Raw genomic sequence first — 20,965 nt, forward strand, 5'->3', positions numbered from 1 at the left:
AGCAGCTGATGGCAAAAAAACAGATTCTCGGACTTATCATCGCCTTATTAGGCGTCAGCATGTTTTTGCGTATTATCGGCATCGGCGACTTCTTGTTTTGGCCGCTCTTTTTTCTGATCACAGGTTATATTTTTAATAAATATTCCCGCGGCTGGCTCGGCTCCGTCCTGTATATCTTCGCCGCTTTTTTATTTTTTAGAAACCTGTTCAGCGCCACCTTTAACCTGTTCGGCTATGCCTTCGCCGCCTTTCTCATCTACGCGGGCTACAGGCTCCTGAAAGGAAAGCGCGTGTATGAACATAAAGAGAAGAAAATCAATCTTGAAAAAGAAGAGCAGCCAAAGCCTTCCGCCCAGACGGAAAGCAGACAGCCGGACCTCCGCAGCTTTTTTATCGGCGAGCTGCGGATGATGAAGGACCCGTTTGAGCTGAATGATTTAAATGTTTCCGGATTCATCGGCGATGTGAAAATTGATTTGTCAAAAGCGATGATTCCCGAAGGAGAAAGCACGATGACCATCAGCGGTGTCATCGGCAATGTCGATGTGTACGTCCCGCCGGATATCGAAGTGTCCGTCAGTTCATCGGCTTTTATCGGCGATATGAACCTGCTCGGCTCTAAGAAAAGCGGCATGAGCCCGAATCTGTATAAAGTATCGTCTGAGTACGGCGACTCGCCGCGGCGGATTAAAATTTCAATTTCGTTATTCATCGGCGATGTGGATGTGAAGTATTTATGAGGAAAAAATTACTCGCCAATATTCAGTGGCGCGCCATGCGGATGACCGCGGGACTCAGTCTGCTCCTTTGCACGGTGTTTATTACGCTGATGCTGCTGTATTACGGGCTTGACCCAATGCTGCTGTTATCTTCCGGCTGGTTCGGTATTCCGTTTGTGGTCATCCTGCTTTTGGCGTCTCTTTCGGCGGGATTGATTTCCGGTTATGTATACGGCGGCCGCCTGAAAACAAGAATGGATACACTGATTGAAGCGGTTTTGAAATTTGAAAACGGCAATTTTGCTTATCGGGTGCCGCCGCTCGGTGATGATGAAATCGGTCTGGCGGCAGACCAGCTCAACGAAATGGCCAAGCGGGTCGAGCTCCAGGTCACATCGCTGCAAAAGCTCTCCAACGAACGGGCGGAATGGCAGGATCAAATGAAAAAATCGGTCATCACTGAAGAACGCCAGCGGCTGGCGCGCGATCTGCACGATGCCGTCAGCCAGCAGCTCTTTGCCATTTCTATGATGACATCCGCCGTTTTAGAGCAGGTGAAAGATGCGGATGACAAAATCGTCAAACGGATTCGCATGGTTGAACATATGGCGGGGGAAGCGCAAAACGAGATGAGAGCGCTGCTATTGCATTTGCGGCCCGTCACTTTAGAAGGAAAAGGCTTAAAAGAAGGGCTGATTGAGCTGTTAAAAGAGTTCAAAGCGAAGCAGCCGCTGGATATTGAGTGGGACATCAGCGATACGGGTGTGTCAAAAGGCGTTGAAGACCATCTGTTCCGCATCGTGCAGGAGGCGCTTTCCAACGTTTTCAGACATTCAAAGGCGACCAAGGTCACCGTCAGGCTCGGCGCGAAACATCAAAAGCTGCAGCTTAAAGTCATTGATAATGGGGCGGGTTTTACGATGGATCAAGTGAAAGCATCCTCATACGGCCTGCATTCCATCAAGGAAAGAGCGAGTGAAATCGGCGGCATAGCGGAAATTATCTCCGTAAAGGGAAAAGGCACGCAGATCGACGTGAAAGTCCCGATTTATCAGAAAACAAAAGGAGAGAACGACAGTGATTCGAGTGTTACTGATTGATGATCATGAAATGGTCAGGATGGGTCTGGCCGCATTTTTAGAAGCACAGCCGGACATTGAAGTCGCCGGTGAAGCATCAGACGGGCAGCAGGGCGTCGATCTGGCCGCAGAGCTTTTGCCGGATGTGATTTTAATGGACCTTGTCATGGACGGCATGGACGGCATCGAAGCGACAAAACAGATCTGCGCGAAACTCAATGACCCGAAAATCATCGTGCTGACGAGCTTTATTGATGACGACAAAGTGTATCCGGTGATCGAAGCGGGAGCGCTCAGCTATTTGCTGAAAACGTCCAAGGCGGCAGAAATAGCCGAAGCCATCAGAGCGGCTGCCAAGGGCGAACCGAAGCTTGAATCGAAGGTGGCGGGAAAAGTGCTGTCAAGGCTGCGCCATTCAGAGAATCAGCTTCCGCATGAAACGCTGACAAAAAGAGAACTGGAAATCCTCTGTCTCGTCGCGGAAGGCAAGACGAATAAAGAGATTGGTGAAGAGCTGTTCATTACGATTAAAACGGTAAAAACCCACATTACGAATATATTGTCAAAGCTTGATGTCAGTGACCGCACGCAGGCAGCCGTATATGCCCACCGCAATCATCTCGTGACATAAGAAAAGGAGAGCGGCGCCAGCACACTCTCCCGAAGACAGGGTCATTGGGACATTCCCTTTGTTCCGAAATCCCTGATGGCGACTTTGACTTTGTATTCAATATCCGATTCACTGAAGTGATGGTCCCAGTCAGAGGATATCTTTTTCCATTTATCGGGATAATGAATCCGGACTTGATCGCCTAACCCGGTAATATCCACTTTCAACTCATGCTGCATGTAATCAATGAATGCCATGACATCTGAATGAATGCTGTGTTTTACCGCGTTTTTGATTTCATTTATATAGGACTCCTTGAAGGAATCTTCTTTCGGATTCCAATCCTCAGACAGACGGCCTTCAACAAACCGGGTGACGATAAACTTGAATTTTCCGTGTTTATATTGTGTTTTCACATTATATTTGCTGGAAAATACTTCGAAGGATAAATAATGATTGTCATGCTTTGCAAACGTGACGCCCCCCTTTACTGTGCCTGTGAACAGGTTCATATTCTGGACTTGTAAAGGCGTTAAATTCGCATACCAGAATTTATTTTTAATAATGGTAGCGCCCCAGATTTCCAGTCTGCTGCCCACTTGGCGCACTTGAGGAAGGGCAAAGGTCTCGCCTTTGGCGATTTTCTCGGATATTTCCCCCAATGTCACGGGCTCCATCATCCGGATGGTGACCGAATTATTCTCCGTTAAGTCATAGATCGTATTTGACGCAGGTTCTCCCTGGTCACTGATTTTGAAAATATCTTTCGTTTTATCCGGCACCGTCATCACATTGCAGCTTCTTCTCGTACCGTTGTCTCTGATAAATTGGTTCATCAATGCGTCAAGCGGAATGTTATCCTTTAACAGCACTTCGGAAAACAGCATGATACGCAAGTGCTGGGAGAATGCGGGGTGATTTTTTAACGATGCCGTTCTTAATGCTTGATGGACGGTTTCCCCGGGAGTGGACGTTACTTTTGTCGTATCGCCTGACGACGACTGCTGGGAACTTGCTTTTTGCGGGATCAGAATCTGCTGTGTCACTTCCACATTTTCTTCCTCGGGTTTATCGAGCCCGACCCCGATAACGAGGCTCAAGTCTTCTATATTGCGGCTGTCCCAGCACCCGGCCAAAAGCAATGTGCAAAGCATGATTACGATGTATTTCTTCATTGCGCTTTTTTCACCTTCCTTTTCACAGCGACGACTCCAAACATCAGTAAAGGCAGCAAAAAGAAAACCAAGAAGATATAGCCGAGAATATCACTGAACATCAACAGCTTGTTGCCGTCTTTTGGCATCAATGATCCGAAGAATGTCGCGATCCCTACGAAGATGATCCCTTTTTTCTGCTTCAGCCCGAAAATTTTATTAAGAGCTGATGTCGCGAAATACCCGTACGAGACATAGGTGGCGAAAAATTGGATGATCCAGACAACAAGCAAAAAGGACTCGAACCTTTCAATAAAAAGCCCTTTGATTTCAAATGATTGAAAGAGCGCGATCGTAGGCCAGATCATTGTTTTGACATCTTGGGTGGTTAAGGCGCCGACGACGAGTACGTAGGTAATGATGTATAAAATAATCGGGATGCCAAAGCCCATGGCCGATACGCGGAATGTGTGCTTTTTATTTTTGAGGTACTCGGGGAGAAACAGCATAATCTCAATTCCCAAGAAGGAAACAGAAACGACGGTCAAGGAAGCCATAACGGGAGAAAACCCCTGCCCGAGCACCGGCCGCAGGTTGTCCAGATCAAATATTTTAAAGCTGAAAGAAAACACCACCAGCAAAATAATGATCGTAATCGTTAAATAGAAAGGAAAGAGCCTGCCGATATCGCTCATGCCGCCGATAATTAAATAAACGGAACAGGCGATAAAGATAAACAGCGTGACCGGCACGGGCGTTCTTTCCAATAAAAAAAACTTGACCATTTCCGCCATCGCCCGGGCTTCGAAGCTGGCGACTCCTATAAAATAGAGACAGATCATAAGATTGACGATATTTCCCGCCCATTTGCCGAGTCCTTCATTCATATAATCAAATAATGATCCGTACTGATGCTTTTTCATAATGAGCGTATTGAGATAAATCAAAAAGATAAAGATGACGCCTTCCAGACATAACGCGATCCAGCCGTCCGGAGAATTTGCCCTTGATGACAGCGCCCGCGGCATGGTGAGGAGTCCCGCGCCGAGCATCGTGTTTGAAATCAACGCTGTCCCTTGATAGCTTGTAAGCTTATTGTGAGTTGTTTTCTGGCTCATTTACGTTTTTCGCCTCTTTTGGTTGATTTTTAATAGGGAGACGGAGAATAGAGTCGTTTGCGTTTTTTAAGCTGAAAAATCCATTCGGCGAGAAATACGGAGAACCGAAGCTTCGCTGTCTCGATAAATGAGTGTAGATCGCCAGCATAAATAAAATCATGCCGTACAGCCCGAAAGCTGCCGCGGTAAACATCGAAATGAAACGGAGCACACGGAACGACAGACCCATCCCGTACTGCGGCACCGTAAATGAAGCGAGCGCGACAATGCTGACCACGATGACCATGATGGAGCTGACAATATTCGCTTCAACGGCCGCTTGGCCGATGACAACTCCGCCCACCAATCCGATCGTCTGGCCGAGCGGGCTGGGAAGCCTCAAGCCCGCTTCTCTCAGCAGCTCTATCGTAATTTCCATTACCATCGCTTCAATGATAGGCGGGAAGGGAACGTTTTCTCTGTTCGCCGCGATGGTGACTGCAAGCGACGTCGGCAGCAGCCCTTGGTGAAACGAAACGAGGGCGATATAAATGGACGAAAAAAACAGCGTAATAAAAATAGACGTAAACCGCAGCGCCCGGATGAGCGAGGCGGAAATCCACCGTTCATAATAATCATCGGGAGACTGCATTAAAATTCCTAAAGAAGCCGGAACCACCAGCGCAAACGGCGAGTTGTCGACAAGGATGGCGACGCGGCCGTTGAACAAGGCGGAAGAGACTTTATCAGGCCGTTCCGTATTTTGTATTTGCGGAAAGGGCGAATACTTATTATCCTCAATAAGCTCCTCAAGCGTTCCGGAATCCTGGATGTCGTCCATCTTCACTTCGCTGAGGCGCTTTACAACATCGCTGACGACAGACGGGTCCGCCTCATCATCTATGTACATGACAGTAGCGTATTTTAACTTGTTTTCTCCGATCGGAACCTTTTTCGTTTTCAGCTTCGGATGGTTCGTGCGCTGCCTGATCATGGCGACGTTTGTATCAGAATCTTCTATGAAGGCGACTTTCGGACCTCTTACGACCTTTTCGGATGTGGGTTCATTCACGCTTCTTTTTTCTCTTTTTCCCGTGGACAAAATGTATACGCTGTCAAGTCCGTTAATAAACACGGCGCATTTTCCCCGCAGAATGGAGATGACGGCTTCCTTCGACGTAAAGACGGGACGGGCGTCGATCTTATCAAGACGTTTCGCCACCGTATCCAGCGTCAGAGTGTCTTCCTCCCGAAGCAGTGTTTCCATCGCCTCTTTTATTTTGTCTTCGTCGTTCATTTCACTCAGATACATATAATAAAAAACAAGCCCGTTCGGAAGCATCTTTTTATTTTGAACCAGGTCATCATTCTGCTCTACGTGGGGAAGCACCAGTGCCAGATTAACGTGTATGTATTCCTTGAATTCCGATTGCGTCATCGACAGTCACCCGCCTTCCAATCCTTAATTGAGGTTATCTTTTCCTGTTAAAAAAATGATATACTATGATAAAGTATTTAATGGTACAAGTTTTTTTATGAAAGCGGAGGAGAGATGTGGCACAAGTCAGACTGGCAGGAAATGCCGAAGAAATTGAACAGCTCATCAAATCATTTGAAGCGCATTACGAAGTGGCTTACACGTCGAAAGAATACCGTAAAACAAATCCGAAGTATAAATACTCAAAGGATTCGCGCGTCTATCTTGAGCTGAAATTAAAAACGGCCAAGGCCGAAAAATAAAAAGGGTTTCATCTGTTACTGGCGAATAATACTCAGGGTGAAGCAACTGTTATGGAGGGATACATAAATGGACTACAGAATTGAAAAAGACACCATGGGAGAAGTTAAAGTTCCGGCAGATAAATTTTGGGGCGCTCAGACACAGCGCAGCAAAGAGAACTTCAAAATCGGTTCAGAGAAAATGCCTCAGCGTGTTGTGAAGGCGTTTGCAATATTGAAAAGAAGCACAGCGATCGCCAACGAACGCCTCGGCAACTTAGAGTCTGAAAAAGCACAGGCGATTGCCGCTGTATGTGACGATGTTTTAAACGGCAAATACGACGATAACTTTCCGCTCGTTGTCTGGCAGACGGGAAGCGGCACGCAAAGCAACATGAACATGAATGAAGTGGTGGCCAACCGCGCGACTGCTTTATTGAAAGAAAAAAATTCCGAGCTGAAGATTCATCCGAATGATGACGTTAACCGCAGCCAAAGCTCAAACGATACATTCCCGACGGCGATGCACGTTGCGGCGGTTCTTGCTGTATATGAGCAGCTCGTTCCGGCGCTTGATCAGCTGCGCGCGACGCTTGATGAAAAAGCGAAAGCTTATCAGGATATTGTGAAAATCGGACGCACGCATTTGCAGGACGCCACTCCGCTGACGCTCGGACAGGAAATCAGCGGCTGGGTATACATGCTTGACCGATCGAAAGAAATGATTCTTGAGTCAACGGAAAAAATCCGCGCGCTTGCCATCGGAGGCACGGCAGTCGGCACGGGAATCAACGCCCATCCGCAGTTCGGTGAATTCGTCGCGGAAGAAATCACAAAAGTAACGGGGCAGACATTCAAGAGTTCGCCTAACAAATTCCATGCGCTCACAAGCCATGATGAAATCACTTACGTTCACGGCGCGTTAAAAGCATTGGCTGCCGACCTGATGAAGATTGCCAACGATGTCAGATGGCTGGCCAGCGGCCCGCGCTGCGGAATCGGCGAAATCGTCATTCCTGAAAATGAGCCGGGAAGCTCTATCATGCCGGGCAAAGTCAACCCGACGCAAAGTGAGGCGCTGACAATGATCGCCGCGCAAGTGATGGGAAATGACGCGACAATCGGATTTGCGGCCAGCCAAGGAAACTTCGAGCTGAATGTCTTCAAACCGGTTATTATTTATAACTTCCTGCAGACCGTGCAGCTGCTCAGTGACGGAATGAATTCCTTCCATGACAAATGCGCTGTCGGTATTGAGCCGAACCAAGAGACGATTCAGGAAAATCTCTCTAACTCATTAATGCTTGTTACGGCGCTTAACCCGCACATCGGTTATGAAAACGCCGCGAAAATCGCCAAGCTTGCCCACAAAGAAGGCCTGACGCTGAAAGAAGCGGCATTACAGCTGAACCTTCTGACAGAAGAACAATTTAATGAAATGGTGCGTCCGGAAGATATGGTGCACCCGAAAGCATAAAAAGAAAGAACGGCTGCAGTCATTGCGGCCGTTCTTCTAAATAAACTGCTGTTTCAGTAAAAATCTGAGCTGTTCTGCATCTTCAGCCAGCAGGTCGGATTCCTTCAAATTCAAAATCATTCCTTTGATGATTGCCGGTTTCGGCGACTTTTTCTTCATTTCCGCTTCCAGAATATCCAAGCTCTCGGTGAATTCGGATGCTTGCGCCTTGTCCATCGTGCCGATGCGCGTGCGGAGGGTCTGCAAGATCGATTGGCTTAAAGGATCGGGCTGCCCGTTATGAAGGGGCCCAAACAGTGAGCTTGCCTCATCAAGAGAAATAAACGCTTCATCATGTCTGTCCGCCATTCCGTTTACGATGTCATCAATTCTGTGAATCACGGTATTTGCCAAAAGCGAAGGCTGTACGGACCGGCCGGTCAGAATGAGATATTCAAGATACATCTGACTGATTCCTTCTATTAAAAAACAAAGCTCGGCTGTGTATGGTTCAGCTTTTTCTCCGTAAATAGCAAGAAGACTGTCGATATGAAACTGCAGGATCGACCGGCGGATTCTCTTTCCGCACTGCGCCGCTTCTTCGGTATAAGGAAGTGAACCGTCTTTCATCTGCATGGTAATAAAATCCTGATGGGCGAGAATCGATTCGTAAAACACCGCAAGCTGTTTTTGATAAGCGGCTCTCGGACTGTCACCCTCCGTTTGGATCGTCGTGATTCGGGTAAACGTTTTATCATAGTAGTAATTCAGCATGGATAGAAGCAGTGCTTCTTTGGAAGGAAAGTATAGATAAAAAGCGCCTTTTGAGATTTTGCATTCATCGGCGATTTCCTGAACCGATGTAGATTTGTACCCTTTTCGGGCAAACAGTTTAATTGCTGCTTCAATGATCAGCTTTTCTTTTTCCTTCAATGGTTCCACCCTTTCGGAGCCAGGAGGCTGGCTTGTGCTTCTTATGTATGACTATATGGTCATATTGATATTCCGTAAATTTAACCTGATTGTAACTTGTTTTTTTGTTTTGTTTTATTTATATTATAAAGTGAGCTGACCGAATGGTCAAAGTTCTGGCGAAAGGGTGAATCTGAAAATGAAAGAATTAGATGAAATGATCAGCCGCTTGCGAAACAGAGGAATTAAAGTCGAAAAGGTGAAATATCCGAAAAAGACAATTTGTGAAAAGAAATGGGTTCATCAATGCCAAAAACCGCTGAAAACAAACTACAGAGATTTTAACGGCTACTCCTTCACATAAAAAAAGACTGCAATGAAACATTACAGTCTACTTTGGTATGATAATTCGGTAGATTACACCCGATTGGCCATTTTCAATTGAAATTGATGCTTTATGCAGGGTTAAAATCCGTTTTACGATGCTGAGTCCTATGCCGAACTCGCCTTTCTTCCCTTTATTAAAAGGCTCGTACAAGCTGGATAGCATCTCATCCTCAATCGGAGGCCCGTCATTTTTAACCGTCATGACAATCTGCTGCTGATTTTGGCTGATCCGAATGTGAATCGCCGTTTCTGCATAGCGGATTTGATTTTCGAGAATGTTTTCAAGAAGTTTGCTCCATTGTTCCGGATCACCGGGCATCATTAATGCATCTTCTGTTTCAACGGTCCACGATAATTCCTTCCGGGCCCATTTGAGCCGTTCAATGACTTCTTCCGTGACCTTCACAATGTCAAATGTCTCATGGTGCACCCGCTGCTTCATTAAATAATCAAGCTTCGTTAAATATAATAAATCCTTAATTTTCTTCTCAAGTTTTTCTGCTTCGCCTTCAATGACATCAATTGTGGTTTCCAGATCCCCCTTAGGAAAAATCCCGTCCTTTATTGATTGAGTATAGCCCCTTATCACCATGACAGGCGTTTTTAAATCATGAGAGATATTTTGCAGGAGCGTTCTTTCCGTTTCATCCTTTTGCACCAGCTTGCTCCGCATGTCTTCAATGGTATGGCCTAATTTTCCGATTTCGTCTTTCCTGTCGACGATGACCGGATCATCCCAATCCTGTTTTGAAATCCGTTTGACATGCTTCTCTAAGGAAACGAGCGGGCGCGAGAGATATTTGGCAAGCCAAATCGCCGGAATCCAGCTTAACAAAATCACGCCGGCAATGATAAAGAGCAGCTGCTTGAACAGGGTGAATGCCAGATCATCACGATAGGAATCAAGGGCGTAAGACAGCATCATCGCATCCTGGCCGTTAATGGTGAGGCCTTTTTTAATGACGAAAAATACTTTTTCACCGCTGATGTCCGCGCTGTATCGTTTCGTGACGCTGTGCTGGCGGCCCGCGAGCTTGTACACTTTATGGATAAAGGAAGAAGAAAAGTAGTTCAAGTCTTTGTCACTGGCCGATTCCTCCCGTTCCGGCAGAAGAACGTGCTGAACGGATCGGAAAGTCGTCGGAGCGGTCGCATCCTCGCTGTAATATCCCCGCTCGATCGATCCGGGCAGCCGGTACTCCGTCAGTACATGCTGTTCATTTTCAATGGTCGTATACGTTTCATCCGTGAAAAAATTACGCAGCGTATTTGAGAACAGCACGAGCAGCAGAATCGAAATGGCTAAGAGGATGCCTGAGATGACCACCCATATTTGAAAAGCAAGCGGCTTATTTTTCATGACGTCATCATCCTGTAGCCGAATCCGTAAATGGTTTCAACCTTTAACTCCGGCATTTTTTTCCGCAGCCTCCGCACAAGATCATCGACCACCCGGTCAGTGCCGAAATAATCATGGCCCCATATTTTCAGCAGAATATCTTCCCTGGAAAAGGGGTGTCCTTTATGGTGAAGAAATAAAAGCAGCAGATCAAATTCCTTAGACGTCAAATTGACCAGGCTGCCGGTTTCATCATAAACCTCTCGGGCATCTTCGATCACATTGTAGGAAGAAACGGTGATGCCGGTTTTCTTTGCGGCGGGCTGTTCTTTATACACGAGCTCCAGCAACTTCTGAACCCGTATAATGAGCTCTCTCGGCAAAAAAGGCTTGGCGATATAATCATTGCTTCCAAGCTCTAACCCGAGGACTCTGTCAATATCGGCATCCCGCGCGGAAATGAAAATGACGGGCACATCGGGATCTTTTTCTTTTATTTCTTTTATCAATGTATAGCCGTCCGTATCCGGAAGCATGATGTCGAGAATCCACAAGTGGGGAGACGGCTGTATCTGCTTTCTGGCATCTTCGCCTTTTGTGAAAGATGTAATGTTCCAGCCTTCATTCTCTAAATATTTTGTGAGCAGTTCATTCAGGTTATCCTCATCTTCAACTAGATAAATGGTGTATGACAAGGCATTTCACATCCTTTCAACGTCATTATACTAGTTTTAACACACTCAAGCCGCATTTTCATAATTTCACATATTCTTTTCATTTTTATCCCACAATGTTTGTTTATGATGTGTATAAGGGAAGAAAGGAAGAAAAAAAGCGGGGAAGATAACATGTTTAAACACATTTTGTTTTGGAGCTTTGCTTTTCTCCTTATTATTGGGACAATAGAACTTGTACATGCGATGAATATGTAATCGATAGAATGAAAACATGCTGAAGGAGTGTGCGTGAATATGAATGATCATCGAGATGACGGCAGAAGCCGCGATCAGTCAGATCTTTCACATACGGAACAAAACAGAAATGAACAGCAGCGGATCAGCCATCAGGAGCCGGAGCTGCTCGAAGGGCCCGTCTCGAAAGAAGCGGAAAACGAGACGGCCGCCGGCGCGGAATTTGAAAAAACGGCTGCCGTGAAAAAAGAAAAAAAACGGAGAGCCGCTTGGCTGAGCCCGATTTTAGGCGGTATTATCGGCGGAGGCCTCGTGCTTGGCATTGTGCCGAACCTGCCGAGTGAGCAGCATAAGACAGAAGCCGTTTCTGATACGAAACAAGTTCAGTCTTCGAATTTTACGTCAACGCCTTTGAAAAATACCTCAAGCGTAGCGGATATGGTAGAAGATTTGGAGCCTGCGATTGTGGGAGTGTCCAACTACCAAGCTTCGCAAAGCAGCCAGTTCGGACTTGACGGCGGTTCAAGCTCTGAAACGGAAAGCGGCACGGGGTCCGGCGTCATCTTCAAAAAAGACGGCGAAAAAGCGTACATCATTACAAACAATCATGTCGTAGAAGGTGCGAACAAACTGTCGGTCACTCTTTACAATGGGAAAACCGAAACGGCAAAGCTTGTCGGAAAGGATGCCATCAGTGACTTGGCTGTATTGGAAATCAGCTCGTCCAATGTCAAAAAAGCGGCCAGCTTCGGAGATTCCTCCAAGCTCCGCATTGCCGATAAAGTAATTGCCATCGGCAACCCGCTCGGCCAGCAGTTTTCCGGCACCGTCACACAAGGTGTCATCAGCGGGCTGAACAGAACGGTAGACGCCGATACATCCCAAGGCACGGTGGAAATGAACGTGATTCAGACGGATGCGGCGATTAACCCCGGAAACAGCGGCGGCCCGTTAATCAACTCAAGCGGCCAGGTTATCGGGATCAACAGCATGAAAGTCAGTGAAAGCGGCGTGGAGTCACTCGGCTTTGCCATTCCGAGCAATGATGTAGAACCGATAGTCGACCAGCTGCTTGCAAAAGGAAAAGTCGAGCGCCCGTTTTTAGGTGTGCAGATGATTGATATGTCGCAAGTGCCGGAAACCTATCAGGAAAACACGCTCGGACTGTTCGGCGACCAGCTGTCTAAGGGTGTTTACGTAAAAGAGGTGCAATCCGGCTCACCGGCTGCGAAAGCGGGCATCAAATCAAATGACGTCATTGTACAATTGAACGGCAAAGATGTCGGCAGCAGCGCCGATATCAGACAGATCTTATATAACCAGCTGAAAATCGGCGATAAGACGACTGTTCAAGTTCTCAGAAGCGGAAGCAAAAAGACGCTGAACGTCACATTAACGAAACAAACCGAAAGCGCAAGCTGAACGCATAAAAAAAGCTGAACCTTCAACTGAGGTTCAGCTTTTTTCGTCATTCTCCCAAGTAGGCTGACAGCATCCACACATGCTTGTCCGCTTCTTCAACTAATCCGACAAACAGGTCGGCAGTTGACGGGTCATTTTGTTCCTCGGCGATGCCGATGACAAATTTTGATTCGCGGCTGATTTGTTTATAGTCTTGAACCAGTGATTCCACCATTTCAGAAGCCGTTTTTTCCTGGCCTTCATCCGTAATGGAAGCTTGTTCAAGGTAAGTGTGTAAAGTCGCCGCAGGCTGTCCGCCGATGGCCAGAAGACGCTCTGCGATAGCATCCGCCGTTTCCGCCGCTTCGTTATACAGTTCTTCAAATTTTTCATGAAGCGTAAAGAAGTGAGGGCCTTTTACATACCAATGGAAGCGGTGCAGTTTAGAGTAAAGGATAAACCAGTTTGATAATTGTGTGTTCATTGATTTCTCAACAAGAGTTTCAGTTTTTTTCGCGTTTTGTGTATTCATATTCATCGTCCTCCCTGTGATCTGTTAATTTAATTATACCACGTATCAAATAAAAATCAATACTAAATTATAATAATTATAATTTAGGTTTAAGTGAACAGCTTTTTCTTCACAACAGATTCCCAGGCGGACCACGAGAAGAGTGAGCGGAAAGCCAATGCCAGCTTAACGCCCCTGCCGATCGGATACCGCAGTTTCTTCAGCCGTTTCCTTTGTGCCAATTGATAAATCAGCTCCGCTACGTCATCAGGATCGCCGCTTTTGGATGCGTTGGCTTTGAAGTAAGCTTCGATTTGCTGATAATAGCGGTAATAGGGCGAATCTTTGGCGGGTGCCGTAAGATGATTGGAGAGAGACGTCTCCCAAATAGACGTTTTATAGGAGCCCGGTTCTATTAAAGCGGCATCAATTCCTAAAGGCAGCAGTTCGAGGCGCAGACACTCTGTAAATCCTTCAACCGCGAATTTGGAAGAGACATACGGAGATAGAGCCGGGAAACCGGTCAGTCCGCTGATACTGCTGATATTGAAGATTTTCGCCCCGCCATGTTTCCGCATATAAGGCAGCACGGTTTTTGTGACGTGAATCAGACCGAATACATTCGTTTCATACTGCTGTCTGTAATGTTCCATCAGCACATCGTCAATAAACCCCCCGTACGCAGTGCCGGCGTTATTGACGAGCAGGTCAATCGGTCCGAAACCGCTGATGGTGTTCCCGAAGTCAGACACCGACTGCTCATTTGTCACATCTAAAGAGACGACCGTAACATGTTCGGATGCACCCGCTTGAGCGGCGGCCTCTTTCAGTATTTCAGCTTTCTCCGGCTGTCTGGCTGTTGCGATGACGTGATAAGACCGGGCGAGCTTCAGCGCTGTCAGCAGCCCGAATCCGCTCGTCGCGCCGGTTACAATGGCAATTTTTCTGTTCATCTTATAATCCTCCCCGTTTGTTCTTATCTCATAGTGTATAACATCTCGCGGAAAGAAGGAGAAATCGTTCGGAAATATGTCAGAATTGTTTTATAATGGAGTCAGCTTCGGATAGAAAGGGGTAAAGAAAAGATGGCATTAGAGGGATTGAAGGAAACATGGGATTTAAACTCGATTTTTGAGGGCGGGAGCCGGTCGGAAGAGTTTCAGCAATACATACAAGAGCTCAAAAAGCATCTAAGCGCTTTTCAACATGCGGTTGAAGCGTTTACAGTTCCGGCGCATGCGGATGAAAGCCGGGACCTGATCAATCTGATTGATAGGTTTGAACGGTCAGCGATCATGATCAGGCAGGCGGGAGCGTTCGTCGGCTGTCTTCAGGCTCAGAACACTCAAGATCAGAAAGCGAATGAATGGAGGGCGCGGATTAATCAGCTGAGCAGTGATTTTAAATCCGCTCTGGTCACCCTTGACGATACACTTGCCCGGATTGACGAGCGGGTCTGGGAGGAGCTGCTGCAAAAACCGGAACTTCAGGATCTCACATATGTTTTAAATGAGAGAAGAGACCGGGTCAAAGAGAAGCTCAGCGCTTCAGAAGAAAGGCTGATTGAAGGCCTGGCCGTTGACGGCTATCACGCATGGGGCGACCTGTATAATGCGGCTGTCGGCAGAATGAAGATTCCGTTTGAGGATAAAGAGCTGTCGGTCGGCCAAGCGGAAAATATGATGGCGCACCCGGACCGCCGCATCAGACGGCAAGTGTTCAAAGAGCTTAATGAAGCCTGGAAAGGAGAAGAGGAGCTTTTCGGCAGCACGCTGAACCATCTGGCCGGCTTCCGCACGGAAATCTATAAAGCGCGGGGCTGGAAAAGCGCTTTGGAAGAGCCGCTTGCGATCAACCGGATGAAAAAAGAAACGCTGGATGTCATGTGGCAGGTCATTACAGATCATAAAAAACCTCTTGCCGAATACCTGAATCGAAAGGCATCTCTTTTAGGGCTTGAGCGGCTGAACTGGTATGATGTGGACGCGCCGATCGGCGAGGCTCCGAAAGAATACACATTTGATGAAGCGGCCAATCTGATCGTCAGCCAATTTTCGACGTTTGGCAAAAAGCTGTCCGCATTTGCGGAAAAAGCGTTCCGCGATCGGTGGATAGAAGCGGAAGACCGCAGCGGCAAACGGGTCGGCGGTTTCTGCACCAGCTTTCCCGACAGCGGGGAATCCCGGATTTTTATGACGTTTTCCGGAAGCGCTTCGAATGTATCGACGCTGGCGCATGAGCTCGGTCACGCGTTCCATCAGGAGGCCATGCTTCAAGTGCGGCAGCTGAACAGAGCCTACGCTATGAATGTCGCTGAAACAGCCTCGACCTTTGCGGAAATGATCGTCGCCGACGCCGCTTTGAAACAAGCGGAAACAAAGGATGAAAAGCTGTTCTTGCTTGAGGATAAAATTCAAAGAAGCGTAGCTATGTTTATGAATATTCATGCGAGATTTTTATTTGAAACGCGTTTTTATGAAGAGCGCAAGCAGGGCGTCGTTCCGGCTGAGAAACTGAATGAACTGATGGAAGCGGCGCAGAAAGAAGCGTTTTGCGATTCATTAGGGGAATACCACCCTCATTTCTGGGCGTCAAAACTGCATTTTCATATTACGGGAGTGCCGTTTTACAACTTTCCGTATACGTTCGGTTACTTATTTTCGCTTGGAATATATGCAAGAGCTCTTCGGGAAAAAGCGGATTTTGAAGAAAAATATATCGCGCTTTTGTGTGACACGGCTTCGATGACTGTTGAGGATTTGGCGATGAAGCACCTTGGAGCGGATCTGACGGAACGGTCGTTTTGGGAAGACGCGGTCCGCCTTGCTGTACAGGATGTGCAGGAATTTTTAGAGCTGACTGAATGATAATCTGGAGATGAACCGGCCGGAGTGTTACCGCTCCGGTTCTTTTTTGTTTAATGAATGACAGCCGCCTCCCTTGGAAATACCTAAAAACGATCGGAATGGAATGGGAGTGAATCGCATGAAATGGTTCAGGACGGCGGGCGTTTTATGTCTTACGCTGATGCTGATTGCCGGCTGCCGATTGAATGAAGAAAAACGGGAAGCGGAACAAGACAGCACACCCGTGTCATCCGCGAAGCCGGTTCCTTACAGCAGCTTTTCCCTTCGCGTCAGCTACGGAGCCGGAGAGCATAACCGCTATGAAGGTTTGTATGAAAGAAAAAGCGGTCATGAAAAGGCGGACATCCGGGACAAGCTCTCAGGGGTTCACAGAGAGGGCGAGGAAGCGCTTGATGAAATGAAGATGATCCTCGGAGAACTTGCCGTAAACAGCCGGATGCAGGAAAGCGAGGTCGTCCGGCAGGTGCTCTCGGCTTTTAATTTAGACAGCCGCTATGACCATTTTTATCTGAAACTGAAAAAGAACGACGGAGAAATGACAGAAATAAAAAAATAACCGCCGTCCGCTGCTTTTTTGCCCAAAACTAATTGATAATGATATTCAGAGTCATTAATTTCTGTTACAATATAATCATGATCTCACGTTGAATGTTTAGGCAATTTGTTTATATACATAGTGTTGGGAAACTCAAAAAAGGAGCGGTTAGCGGTATGAGTGCAATTTCTACAGAGACGCTGAGCTTAGGGTACGGAGAAACTGTTATCATTGACGAATTGGATGTCGCGATTCCAAAAGGCGAAATAACTGTATTGATCGGAAGCAACGGCTGCGGAAAATCGACGCTTTTACGTTCATTGGCCCGGCTGATGAAACCGAGGGGCGGTTCTGTGCTTTTAGAAGGAAAAGCCATCGCTAAGCTTCCGACGAAGGAAGTGGCAAGAGAGCTCGCTATTTTGCCGCAGAGTCCGTCAGCTCCCGAAGGCCTGACGGTGCATCAGCTTGTGAAGCAGGGAAGATACCCTTATCAAAGCTGGCTGAAGCAATGGTCCAAAGAGGACGAAGACGCAGTGGCAAACGCGCTTAAAGCGACGAAGCTTGAGGAAATGGCCGACCGTCCGGTGGATTCCTTGTCAGGCGGACAGCGCCAGCGCGCATGGATTGCGATGACACTCGCTCAGGATACGGATATCATTCTGCTTGACGAGCCGACAACCTATCTCGACATGACGCATCAAATTGAAATTCTTGATTTGCTGTTTGAATTAAATGAAAAAGAAAAACGCACAATCGTCATGGTGCTGCACGACCTCAATCTGGCATGCCGTTATGCCCATTATCTGGTCGCCATTAAGGATAAACAGATTTACGCAGAGGGCCGTCCCGAAGAAGTCATCACTTGCGAGCTTGTACAGCAGGTCTTTGCGATGAACTGCCAGGTAACGCAAGACCCGCTGTTCGGCACGCCGCTTTGCATTCCGCACGGACGCGGCAGATGTATCGTGCAGGAAGCGGCCCTCACCGCCCGATTGTCATAATCATGAAAAAGGGAAGGGAACGGTATGGAAGAGAAACTTCAGCAGCAGCTGGACGGCCTGCTTGAAAAATACACGGAACTATTGCTTGGTGAAACAAACCCGGATGTAAAGGAAGAAGTCAGGCAGTGGATTTTGTATACACATATCGCAAAAAGCATGCCTCCGCTCGTCAAACATTGGAATCAATCCTACCCGGACGCCAAAGAGGGCATCAAAGCTGCGATACAGCACATTAAACAGCTCAATGAAGCACACAGAAAAAAACAATAAAAAAGCTTTCGGCATCAAAGAGAGGTGCCGGAAGCTTTTTTTCTGAAAAGGAAAGGCGCCGTTCAATTCATAGCGAAGAACTTTAATGTAACTAACGCACCCGTTTGTTAACGTATATTTCTTCCGCTTGCTGAACCAAGAAAAAAGGACCGCCGCAGCAATCCCTTTCTCTCTTTCCTATATATCACATTTCCTTTCGGATACGTAATAACTCTTCAAATGCTTTTATATTTGTATCAAAATTGGGCACTGTTTGAGATTCCTCGGCACATTTGACTTGTGCTACAACCAAATCATGAAAAGGTGTTGAAATGCCAGTACCTTCTGCCATTTTGGGAATAACTCCATTAATATAATCAATTTCAGTTTTGCGTTTTTTCTCAAGATCCTGAAGCATACTTGCTCTTAGCAGCCTAGATGGTTCCATGGCTGCCCTAAATGTTTGGATACGTTCAGGAATATCATTTTCGCTTCTTAATTCCAAAGATTCTATATCAAGGCCGCCCATTTTCGCAAATTTGACACCATTGGCGTGTCCAACCTTAATCGTCTCATCTGCGATATGAACTGCACTAACAATGCCGATTTCATGGTCAAGAATGTCTCCGTATTCTCCGTTTAATGCTGCTGATAAACCACTGAATGCATTATTGATAAGTAATTTTGACCACTTCGTTCCAACTAAATTATCGGAAATATGTGTTCCGCCGATAAGGTCTAAAACCGATTTAATACGCTGGATTCTTTCTGTTGTTTCACCATGTAATTCTCCAATTTGAAAAGCGTACTCTTTAAATTGAGTATACTCAGTTGTAAGTCTGGATACGCCCGGTTCAATAAACGTAGCACCAAATTCAACAGAACCTGCAATAACACGTTCATCACCAACGATCGAAGCGACTTTCTGTTCAGGTATACCGTTTTGCAAGGAACATACTACACTGTCATCCTTTAAAAAAGGCAGTAACTCCTTAAGAATGGAGTCATTATATAATTGTTTCGTCAGAAGTAATATGAAATCATACTTGCCTGACTTGTTTTCAGGGGTAATGGCTTTCACCTTTGCTTGAAATTCCGTTGTACCAACTACTTTAGCACCTATTTGATTTAAAGTATCTACATGTTCTTTGTATGAATCAATCAATTCGACATCCATTCCGCCAGCAGACAGATATGCTCCAACAATGGTTCCTAAAGAACCTGCTCCTAAAACTGCAATTCTCATTGTAAACGTCTCCTTATTTTTCCTCTAAGTAGTTATAAACCGGCTGTGCTGCATTTAAGGTTAAATCCGTAATAATATGAGATGCTGAAACAACTTCTAGTACAGGCAAATCTGCAAGCGGTGCCAGAGCATGTTCAAATAATTGAAGCCGCGCCGGTCCAGTCCAGGCACCTTTAACTTCTATATTCGTTATTTGCGTTCTCACCAAATCACAAACCCTTAAATCACCATTGTAATCAGTAGCAATCTTCACCATAAAATTAGGTCGGCAAATTTCCCTTTTCGCTTTTTCATTGTCCATTTCGAAATGTTTATATCCCATAGTCGCAGCTGCCACACGAAGACTGCCATAATCTAATGTGCCAACAAGAGTATCAGAGTCTATATACAGCTTAGGGGCACCCAATTTCTTTGGATATGCAGTAAGTTCCCGTCCGCTTGCAATAGCCGGGAAATTGTCTACATACATAGAATGTACATAATCCCCTTCTTCACCATTAAAGCTGACAGGGATGACTTGTCCCGCCTCTGTATAGGCACCAAGTCCGGAAACATCGGGCATCCACATCACTTCGAATTTCACTAAAGGTTCAGTAATTTCAAGAGGTTCCGGCACTGCCGCACGTAAAGCTTTTTCATCCGTTCGGTAAATAATATTAAGATATTCCCGGTTAACAAATTTATAGGTTGGGATAGGATAAGCAGGAGCCGTTAGTGGCGTATTTAAATTTTTTGCTATATCTTTCACATCAATTTTCATTGAATGACACCCTTTCCTTTTCTTTAACTATGCTATTATCTTACATCCGCATTTACATTTAATCTAATACATAATAAGGTATATATATATTTATTGAAATAAATGAGAGGGGTGCAGACAGATGGAATTGCTGCAGCTAAAATACTTTCAGACAGTTGCCTATACTGAACATATTTCTAAAGCAGCAGAACAATTAAAGATTGCCCAGCCTTCTTTAAGTCTCACTATAAAAAGACTTGAGAATGAACTGGGAACAACCTTGTTTGAGAGAAAAGGCAGAAATATTAAGCTGAGTTCAGCAGGGAAAATTCTTTTAAAACATGTAAACAGGATTTTTACTGAGATTGAAAATGCACAAACGGAAATTCAATTGGAGGAACATCAAATGTCTGACACCATCAGAATATCTATTTCCAATCCAAGATTCCTTGCAGGACTGATGAGTGAATATATCAACCGCTCCCCTCAATCAAAAATTCTCCAAGCAATCGGAGTTAAAAGCGAGATCATAACAAGTTTAAAAAAAGGGGACATTGATTTAGGAATAACAGGTCATCCGATTCAAGATGAAGAGATAGAGAGTTGTGTGCTGGTAAATGAAGATATTGTTCTGGCTTTGCCCTCAAACCACCGATTTACGGGTAAAACAGAAATTTCTTTACGTCTTGCCGCCGATGAACCATTTATTACCCTTGCTAATAATGAAGAGTACAGCGGTTTTACAGCCTCGCTTTGTGAGAAAGCCGGTTTCACCCCAAATATTGCATTTGAGGCAGATTCTCATTTACTGGTCGAGATTATAAAGCTGGATCAAGGTGTTGCGTTGCTTCCTATTTCAGTTTGCAGAACATTGGGGCTGAATTTTATAAAAGTGACTGATCACTCTGCTTCATATCCAGTCGGCTTATCTTGGTTAAGACATAAGCTGTTATCTTCTTCGATAAGAAATTTTCGTGACTTTATTATGTCGTACTATAAAGATAACTATGAAATGTTTAAGGTTTATTAAAGG

At 45.9% G+C, this 20,965-nt stretch carries 21 protein-coding genes and 1 pseudogene; 12 read left to right on the forward strand and 10 right to left on the reverse strand.

Annotation, left to right across the window (positions count from 1 at the left end; all coding sequences use genetic code 11):
- The first annotated feature begins 8 nt into the window (after positions 1–8).
- The 3 genes from liaF to liaR are packed head-to-tail and all read left to right on the forward strand — an operon-like array spanning position 9 to position 2,429.
- Complete coding sequence (gene liaF / locus G9F75_RS13030) at positions 9–740, forward strand: cell wall-active antibiotics response protein LiaF (protein ID WP_029973590.1); 732 nt, start codon at positions 9–11, stop codon at positions 738–740.
- Positions 737–1,819 carry a two-component system sensor histidine kinase LiaS gene (liaS, locus tag G9F75_RS13035; RefSeq protein ID WP_022553751.1) on the forward strand — a complete coding sequence of 361 codons (1,083 nt, stop codon included), beginning with the start codon at positions 737–739 and terminating at the stop codon, positions 1,817–1,819. The genes liaF and liaS overlap by 4 nt, the downstream gene beginning before the upstream one ends.
- Positions 1,797–2,429 carry a two-component system response regulator LiaR gene (liaR, locus tag G9F75_RS13040; RefSeq protein ID WP_003151798.1) on the forward strand — a complete coding sequence of 211 codons (633 nt, stop codon included), beginning with the start codon at positions 1,797–1,799 and terminating at the stop codon, positions 2,427–2,429. Before liaS ends, liaR begins: the two co-directional genes overlap by 23 nt.
- Before the next feature lie 41 nt (positions 2,430–2,470).
- Here liaR and G9F75_RS13045 read toward each other — a convergent pair whose 3' ends face one another.
- Genes G9F75_RS13045 through gerAA form a run of 3 tightly spaced genes read right to left on the reverse strand, consistent with a single transcriptional unit; the run spans position 2,471 to position 6,097 of the window.
- Positions 2,471–3,583 (reverse strand): Ger(x)C family spore germination protein, encoded by a 1,113-nt coding sequence (locus G9F75_RS13045; protein WP_021494015.1) that lies wholly within the window; start codon positions 3,581–3,583, stop codon positions 2,471–2,473.
- A complete protein-coding gene (locus G9F75_RS13050) occupies positions 3,580–4,680 on the reverse strand; it encodes a spore germination protein (protein ID WP_014418846.1) in 1,101 nt (366 codons plus the stop codon). The genes G9F75_RS13045 and G9F75_RS13050 overlap by 4 nt, the downstream gene beginning before the upstream one ends.
- On the reverse strand, positions 4,655–6,097 hold the full coding sequence (gene gerAA / locus G9F75_RS13055) for a spore germination receptor protein GerAA (protein WP_021494014.1): 1,443 nt from the start codon (positions 6,095–6,097) through the stop codon (positions 4,655–4,657). The genes G9F75_RS13050 and gerAA overlap by 26 nt, the downstream gene beginning before the upstream one ends.
- A gap of 116 nt (positions 6,098–6,213) precedes the next feature.
- Here gerAA and G9F75_RS13060 point away from each other — a divergent pair, with 116 nt between their 5' ends.
- A complete protein-coding gene (locus tag G9F75_RS13060) occupies positions 6,214–6,399 on the forward strand; it encodes a YvzF family protein (RefSeq protein ID WP_003151806.1) in 186 nt (61 codons plus the stop codon).
- A gap of 67 nt (positions 6,400–6,466) precedes the next feature.
- A complete protein-coding gene (gene fumC / locus G9F75_RS13065; protein ID WP_014418844.1) occupies positions 6,467–7,855 on the forward strand; it encodes a class II fumarate hydratase in 1,389 nt (462 codons plus the stop codon).
- A 36-nt stretch (positions 7,856–7,891) separates the two neighbouring features.
- Here fumC and G9F75_RS13070 read toward each other — a convergent pair whose 3' ends face one another.
- Positions 7,892–8,767: a TetR/AcrR family transcriptional regulator gene (locus G9F75_RS13070; RefSeq protein ID WP_014305782.1), complete on the reverse strand. Its 876-nt coding sequence runs from the start codon at positions 8,765–8,767 to the stop codon at positions 7,892–7,894.
- Between the two features lie 178 nt (positions 8,768–8,945).
- Here G9F75_RS13070 and spxO point away from each other — a divergent pair, with 178 nt between their 5' ends.
- Positions 8,946–9,110 carry an anti-adapter protein SpxO gene (spxO, locus tag G9F75_RS13075; RefSeq protein ID WP_007410067.1) on the forward strand — a complete coding sequence of 55 codons (165 nt, stop codon included), beginning with the start codon at positions 8,946–8,948 and terminating at the stop codon, positions 9,108–9,110.
- A 27-nt stretch (positions 9,111–9,137) separates the two neighbouring features.
- On the opposite strand, the gene cssS is transcribed toward spxO, so the two are convergent.
- Together cssS and cssR are read right to left on the reverse strand one after the other, a co-directional pair.
- Positions 9,138–10,493, reverse strand: coding sequence for a two-component system sensor histidine kinase CssS (cssS, locus tag G9F75_RS13080; RefSeq protein ID WP_167409137.1), 1,356 nt, complete (start codon positions 10,491–10,493; stop codon positions 9,138–9,140).
- Positions 10,490–11,167: a two-component system response regulator CssR gene (gene cssR / locus G9F75_RS13085; protein ID WP_167409138.1), complete on the reverse strand. Its 678-nt coding sequence runs from the start codon at positions 11,165–11,167 to the stop codon at positions 10,490–10,492. The genes cssS and cssR overlap by 4 nt, the downstream gene beginning before the upstream one ends.
- Before the next feature lie 276 nt (positions 11,168–11,443).
- Here cssR and G9F75_RS13090 point away from each other — a divergent pair, with 276 nt between their 5' ends.
- Positions 11,444–12,805, forward strand: a complete 1,362-nt coding sequence (locus G9F75_RS13090) for a S1C family serine protease (protein WP_032863908.1) — start codon at positions 11,444–11,446, stop codon at positions 12,803–12,805.
- Between the two features lie 46 nt (positions 12,806–12,851).
- Here G9F75_RS13090 and G9F75_RS13095 read toward each other — a convergent pair whose 3' ends face one another.
- Both G9F75_RS13095 and G9F75_RS13100 read right to left on the reverse strand, forming a co-directional pair.
- Complete coding sequence (locus tag G9F75_RS13095; protein WP_007410071.1) at positions 12,852–13,316, reverse strand: Dps family protein; 465 nt, start codon at positions 13,314–13,316, stop codon at positions 12,852–12,854.
- Between the two features lie 89 nt (positions 13,317–13,405).
- Complete coding sequence (locus G9F75_RS13100) at positions 13,406–14,248, reverse strand: oxidoreductase (protein WP_167409139.1); 843 nt, start codon at positions 14,246–14,248, stop codon at positions 13,406–13,408.
- 132 nt (positions 14,249–14,380) lie between these two features.
- Between G9F75_RS13100 and G9F75_RS13105 the strand changes: the two genes are divergently transcribed.
- From G9F75_RS13105 to G9F75_RS13120, 4 genes and pseudogenes are all read left to right on the forward strand, one after another.
- The gene (locus G9F75_RS13105; RefSeq protein ID WP_167409140.1) at positions 14,381–16,162 is read left to right on the forward strand and encodes a M3 family oligoendopeptidase; all 1,782 of its coding nucleotides are present in this window, start codon (positions 14,381–14,383) and stop codon (positions 16,160–16,162) included.
- Between the two features lie 118 nt (positions 16,163–16,280).
- Positions 16,281–16,718, forward strand: a complete 438-nt coding sequence (locus tag G9F75_RS13110) for a YusW family protein (RefSeq protein ID WP_017418952.1) — start codon at positions 16,281–16,283, stop codon at positions 16,716–16,718.
- 155 nt (positions 16,719–16,873) lie between these two features.
- Positions 16,874–17,698, forward strand: a complete 825-nt coding sequence (locus G9F75_RS13115; RefSeq protein ID WP_014418835.1) for an ABC transporter ATP-binding protein — start codon at positions 16,874–16,876, stop codon at positions 17,696–17,698.
- Positions 17,699–17,700: 2 nt separating this feature from the next.
- Positions 17,701–17,968 (forward strand): annotated as a pseudogene (locus tag G9F75_RS13120) (YusU family protein).
- A gap of 184 nt (positions 17,969–18,152) precedes the next feature.
- Here the strand turns inward: G9F75_RS13120 and G9F75_RS13125 are convergent.
- Both G9F75_RS13125 and G9F75_RS13130 read right to left on the reverse strand, forming a co-directional pair.
- Positions 18,153–19,193 (reverse strand): ketopantoate reductase family protein, encoded by a 1,041-nt coding sequence (locus G9F75_RS13125; protein WP_021494008.1) that lies wholly within the window; start codon positions 19,191–19,193, stop codon positions 18,153–18,155.
- A gap of 13 nt (positions 19,194–19,206) precedes the next feature.
- Positions 19,207–19,953 carry an acetoacetate decarboxylase gene (locus G9F75_RS13130; RefSeq protein ID WP_167409141.1) on the reverse strand — a complete coding sequence of 249 codons (747 nt, stop codon included), beginning with the start codon at positions 19,951–19,953 and terminating at the stop codon, positions 19,207–19,209.
- Positions 19,954–20,074: 121 nt separating this feature from the next.
- On the opposite strand from G9F75_RS13130, the gene G9F75_RS13135 reads away from it, so the two are divergent.
- Positions 20,075–20,962 (forward strand): LysR family transcriptional regulator, encoded by an 888-nt coding sequence (locus G9F75_RS13135; protein ID WP_014418832.1) that lies wholly within the window; start codon positions 20,075–20,077, stop codon positions 20,960–20,962.
- Positions 20,963–20,965: the final 3 nt, after the last annotated feature.

Source organism: Bacillus sp. EKM208B (genome assembly GCF_011800725.1).
Classification (GTDB): Bacteria; Bacillota; Bacilli; order Bacillales; family Bacillaceae; genus Bacillus; species Bacillus velezensis.

Bases quoted from the DNA above. Each gene is read 5' to 3' on its own strand.
- G9F75_RS13045 (WP_021494015.1), bottom strand. From the start codon at position 3,583: ATGAAGAAATACATCGTAATCATGCTTTGCACATTGCTTTTGGCCGGG.
- G9F75_RS13110 (WP_017418952.1), top strand. From the start codon at position 16,281: ATGAAATGGTTCAGGACGGCGGGCGTTTTATGTCTTACGCTGATGCTG.
- fumC (WP_014418844.1), top strand. From the start codon at position 6,467: ATGGACTACAGAATTGAAAAAGACACCATGGGAGAAGTTAAAGTTCCG.
- G9F75_RS13130 (WP_167409141.1), bottom strand. From the start codon at position 19,953: ATGAAAATTGATGTGAAAGATATAGCAAAAAATTTAAATACGCCACTA.
- G9F75_RS13105 (WP_167409140.1), top strand. From the start codon at position 14,381: ATGGCATTAGAGGGATTGAAGGAAACATGGGATTTAAACTCGATTTTT.
- G9F75_RS13095 (WP_007410071.1), bottom strand. From the start codon at position 13,316: ATGAATACACAAAACGCGAAAAAAACTGAAACTCTTGTTGAGAAATCA.
- liaS (WP_022553751.1), top strand. From the start codon at position 737: ATGAGGAAAAAATTACTCGCCAATATTCAGTGGCGCGCCATGCGGATG.
- gerAA (WP_021494014.1), bottom strand. From the start codon at position 6,097: ATGACGCAATCGGAATTCAAGGAATACATACACGTTAATCTGGCACTG.
- G9F75_RS13100 (WP_167409139.1), bottom strand. From the start codon at position 14,248: ATGAACAGAAAAATTGCCATTGTAACCGGCGCGACGAGCGGATTCGGG.
- G9F75_RS13115 (WP_014418835.1), top strand. From the start codon at position 16,874: ATGAGTGCAATTTCTACAGAGACGCTGAGCTTAGGGTACGGAGAAACT.
- G9F75_RS13050 (WP_014418846.1), bottom strand. From the start codon at position 4,680: ATGAGCCAGAAAACAACTCACAATAAGCTTACAAGCTATCAAGGGACA.
- cssS (WP_167409137.1), bottom strand. From the start codon at position 10,493: ATGAAAAATAAGCCGCTTGCTTTTCAAATATGGGTGGTCATCTCAGGC.
- liaF (WP_029973590.1), top strand. From the start codon at position 9: ATGGCAAAAAAACAGATTCTCGGACTTATCATCGCCTTATTAGGCGTC.
- G9F75_RS13090 (WP_032863908.1), top strand. From the start codon at position 11,444: ATGAATGATCATCGAGATGACGGCAGAAGCCGCGATCAGTCAGATCTT.
- G9F75_RS13135 (WP_014418832.1), top strand. From the start codon at position 20,075: ATGGAATTGCTGCAGCTAAAATACTTTCAGACAGTTGCCTATACTGAA.
- spxO (WP_007410067.1), top strand. From the start codon at position 8,946: ATGAAAGAATTAGATGAAATGATCAGCCGCTTGCGAAACAGAGGAATT.
- G9F75_RS13125 (WP_021494008.1), bottom strand. From the start codon at position 19,193: ATGAGAATTGCAGTTTTAGGAGCAGGTTCTTTAGGAACCATTGTTGGA.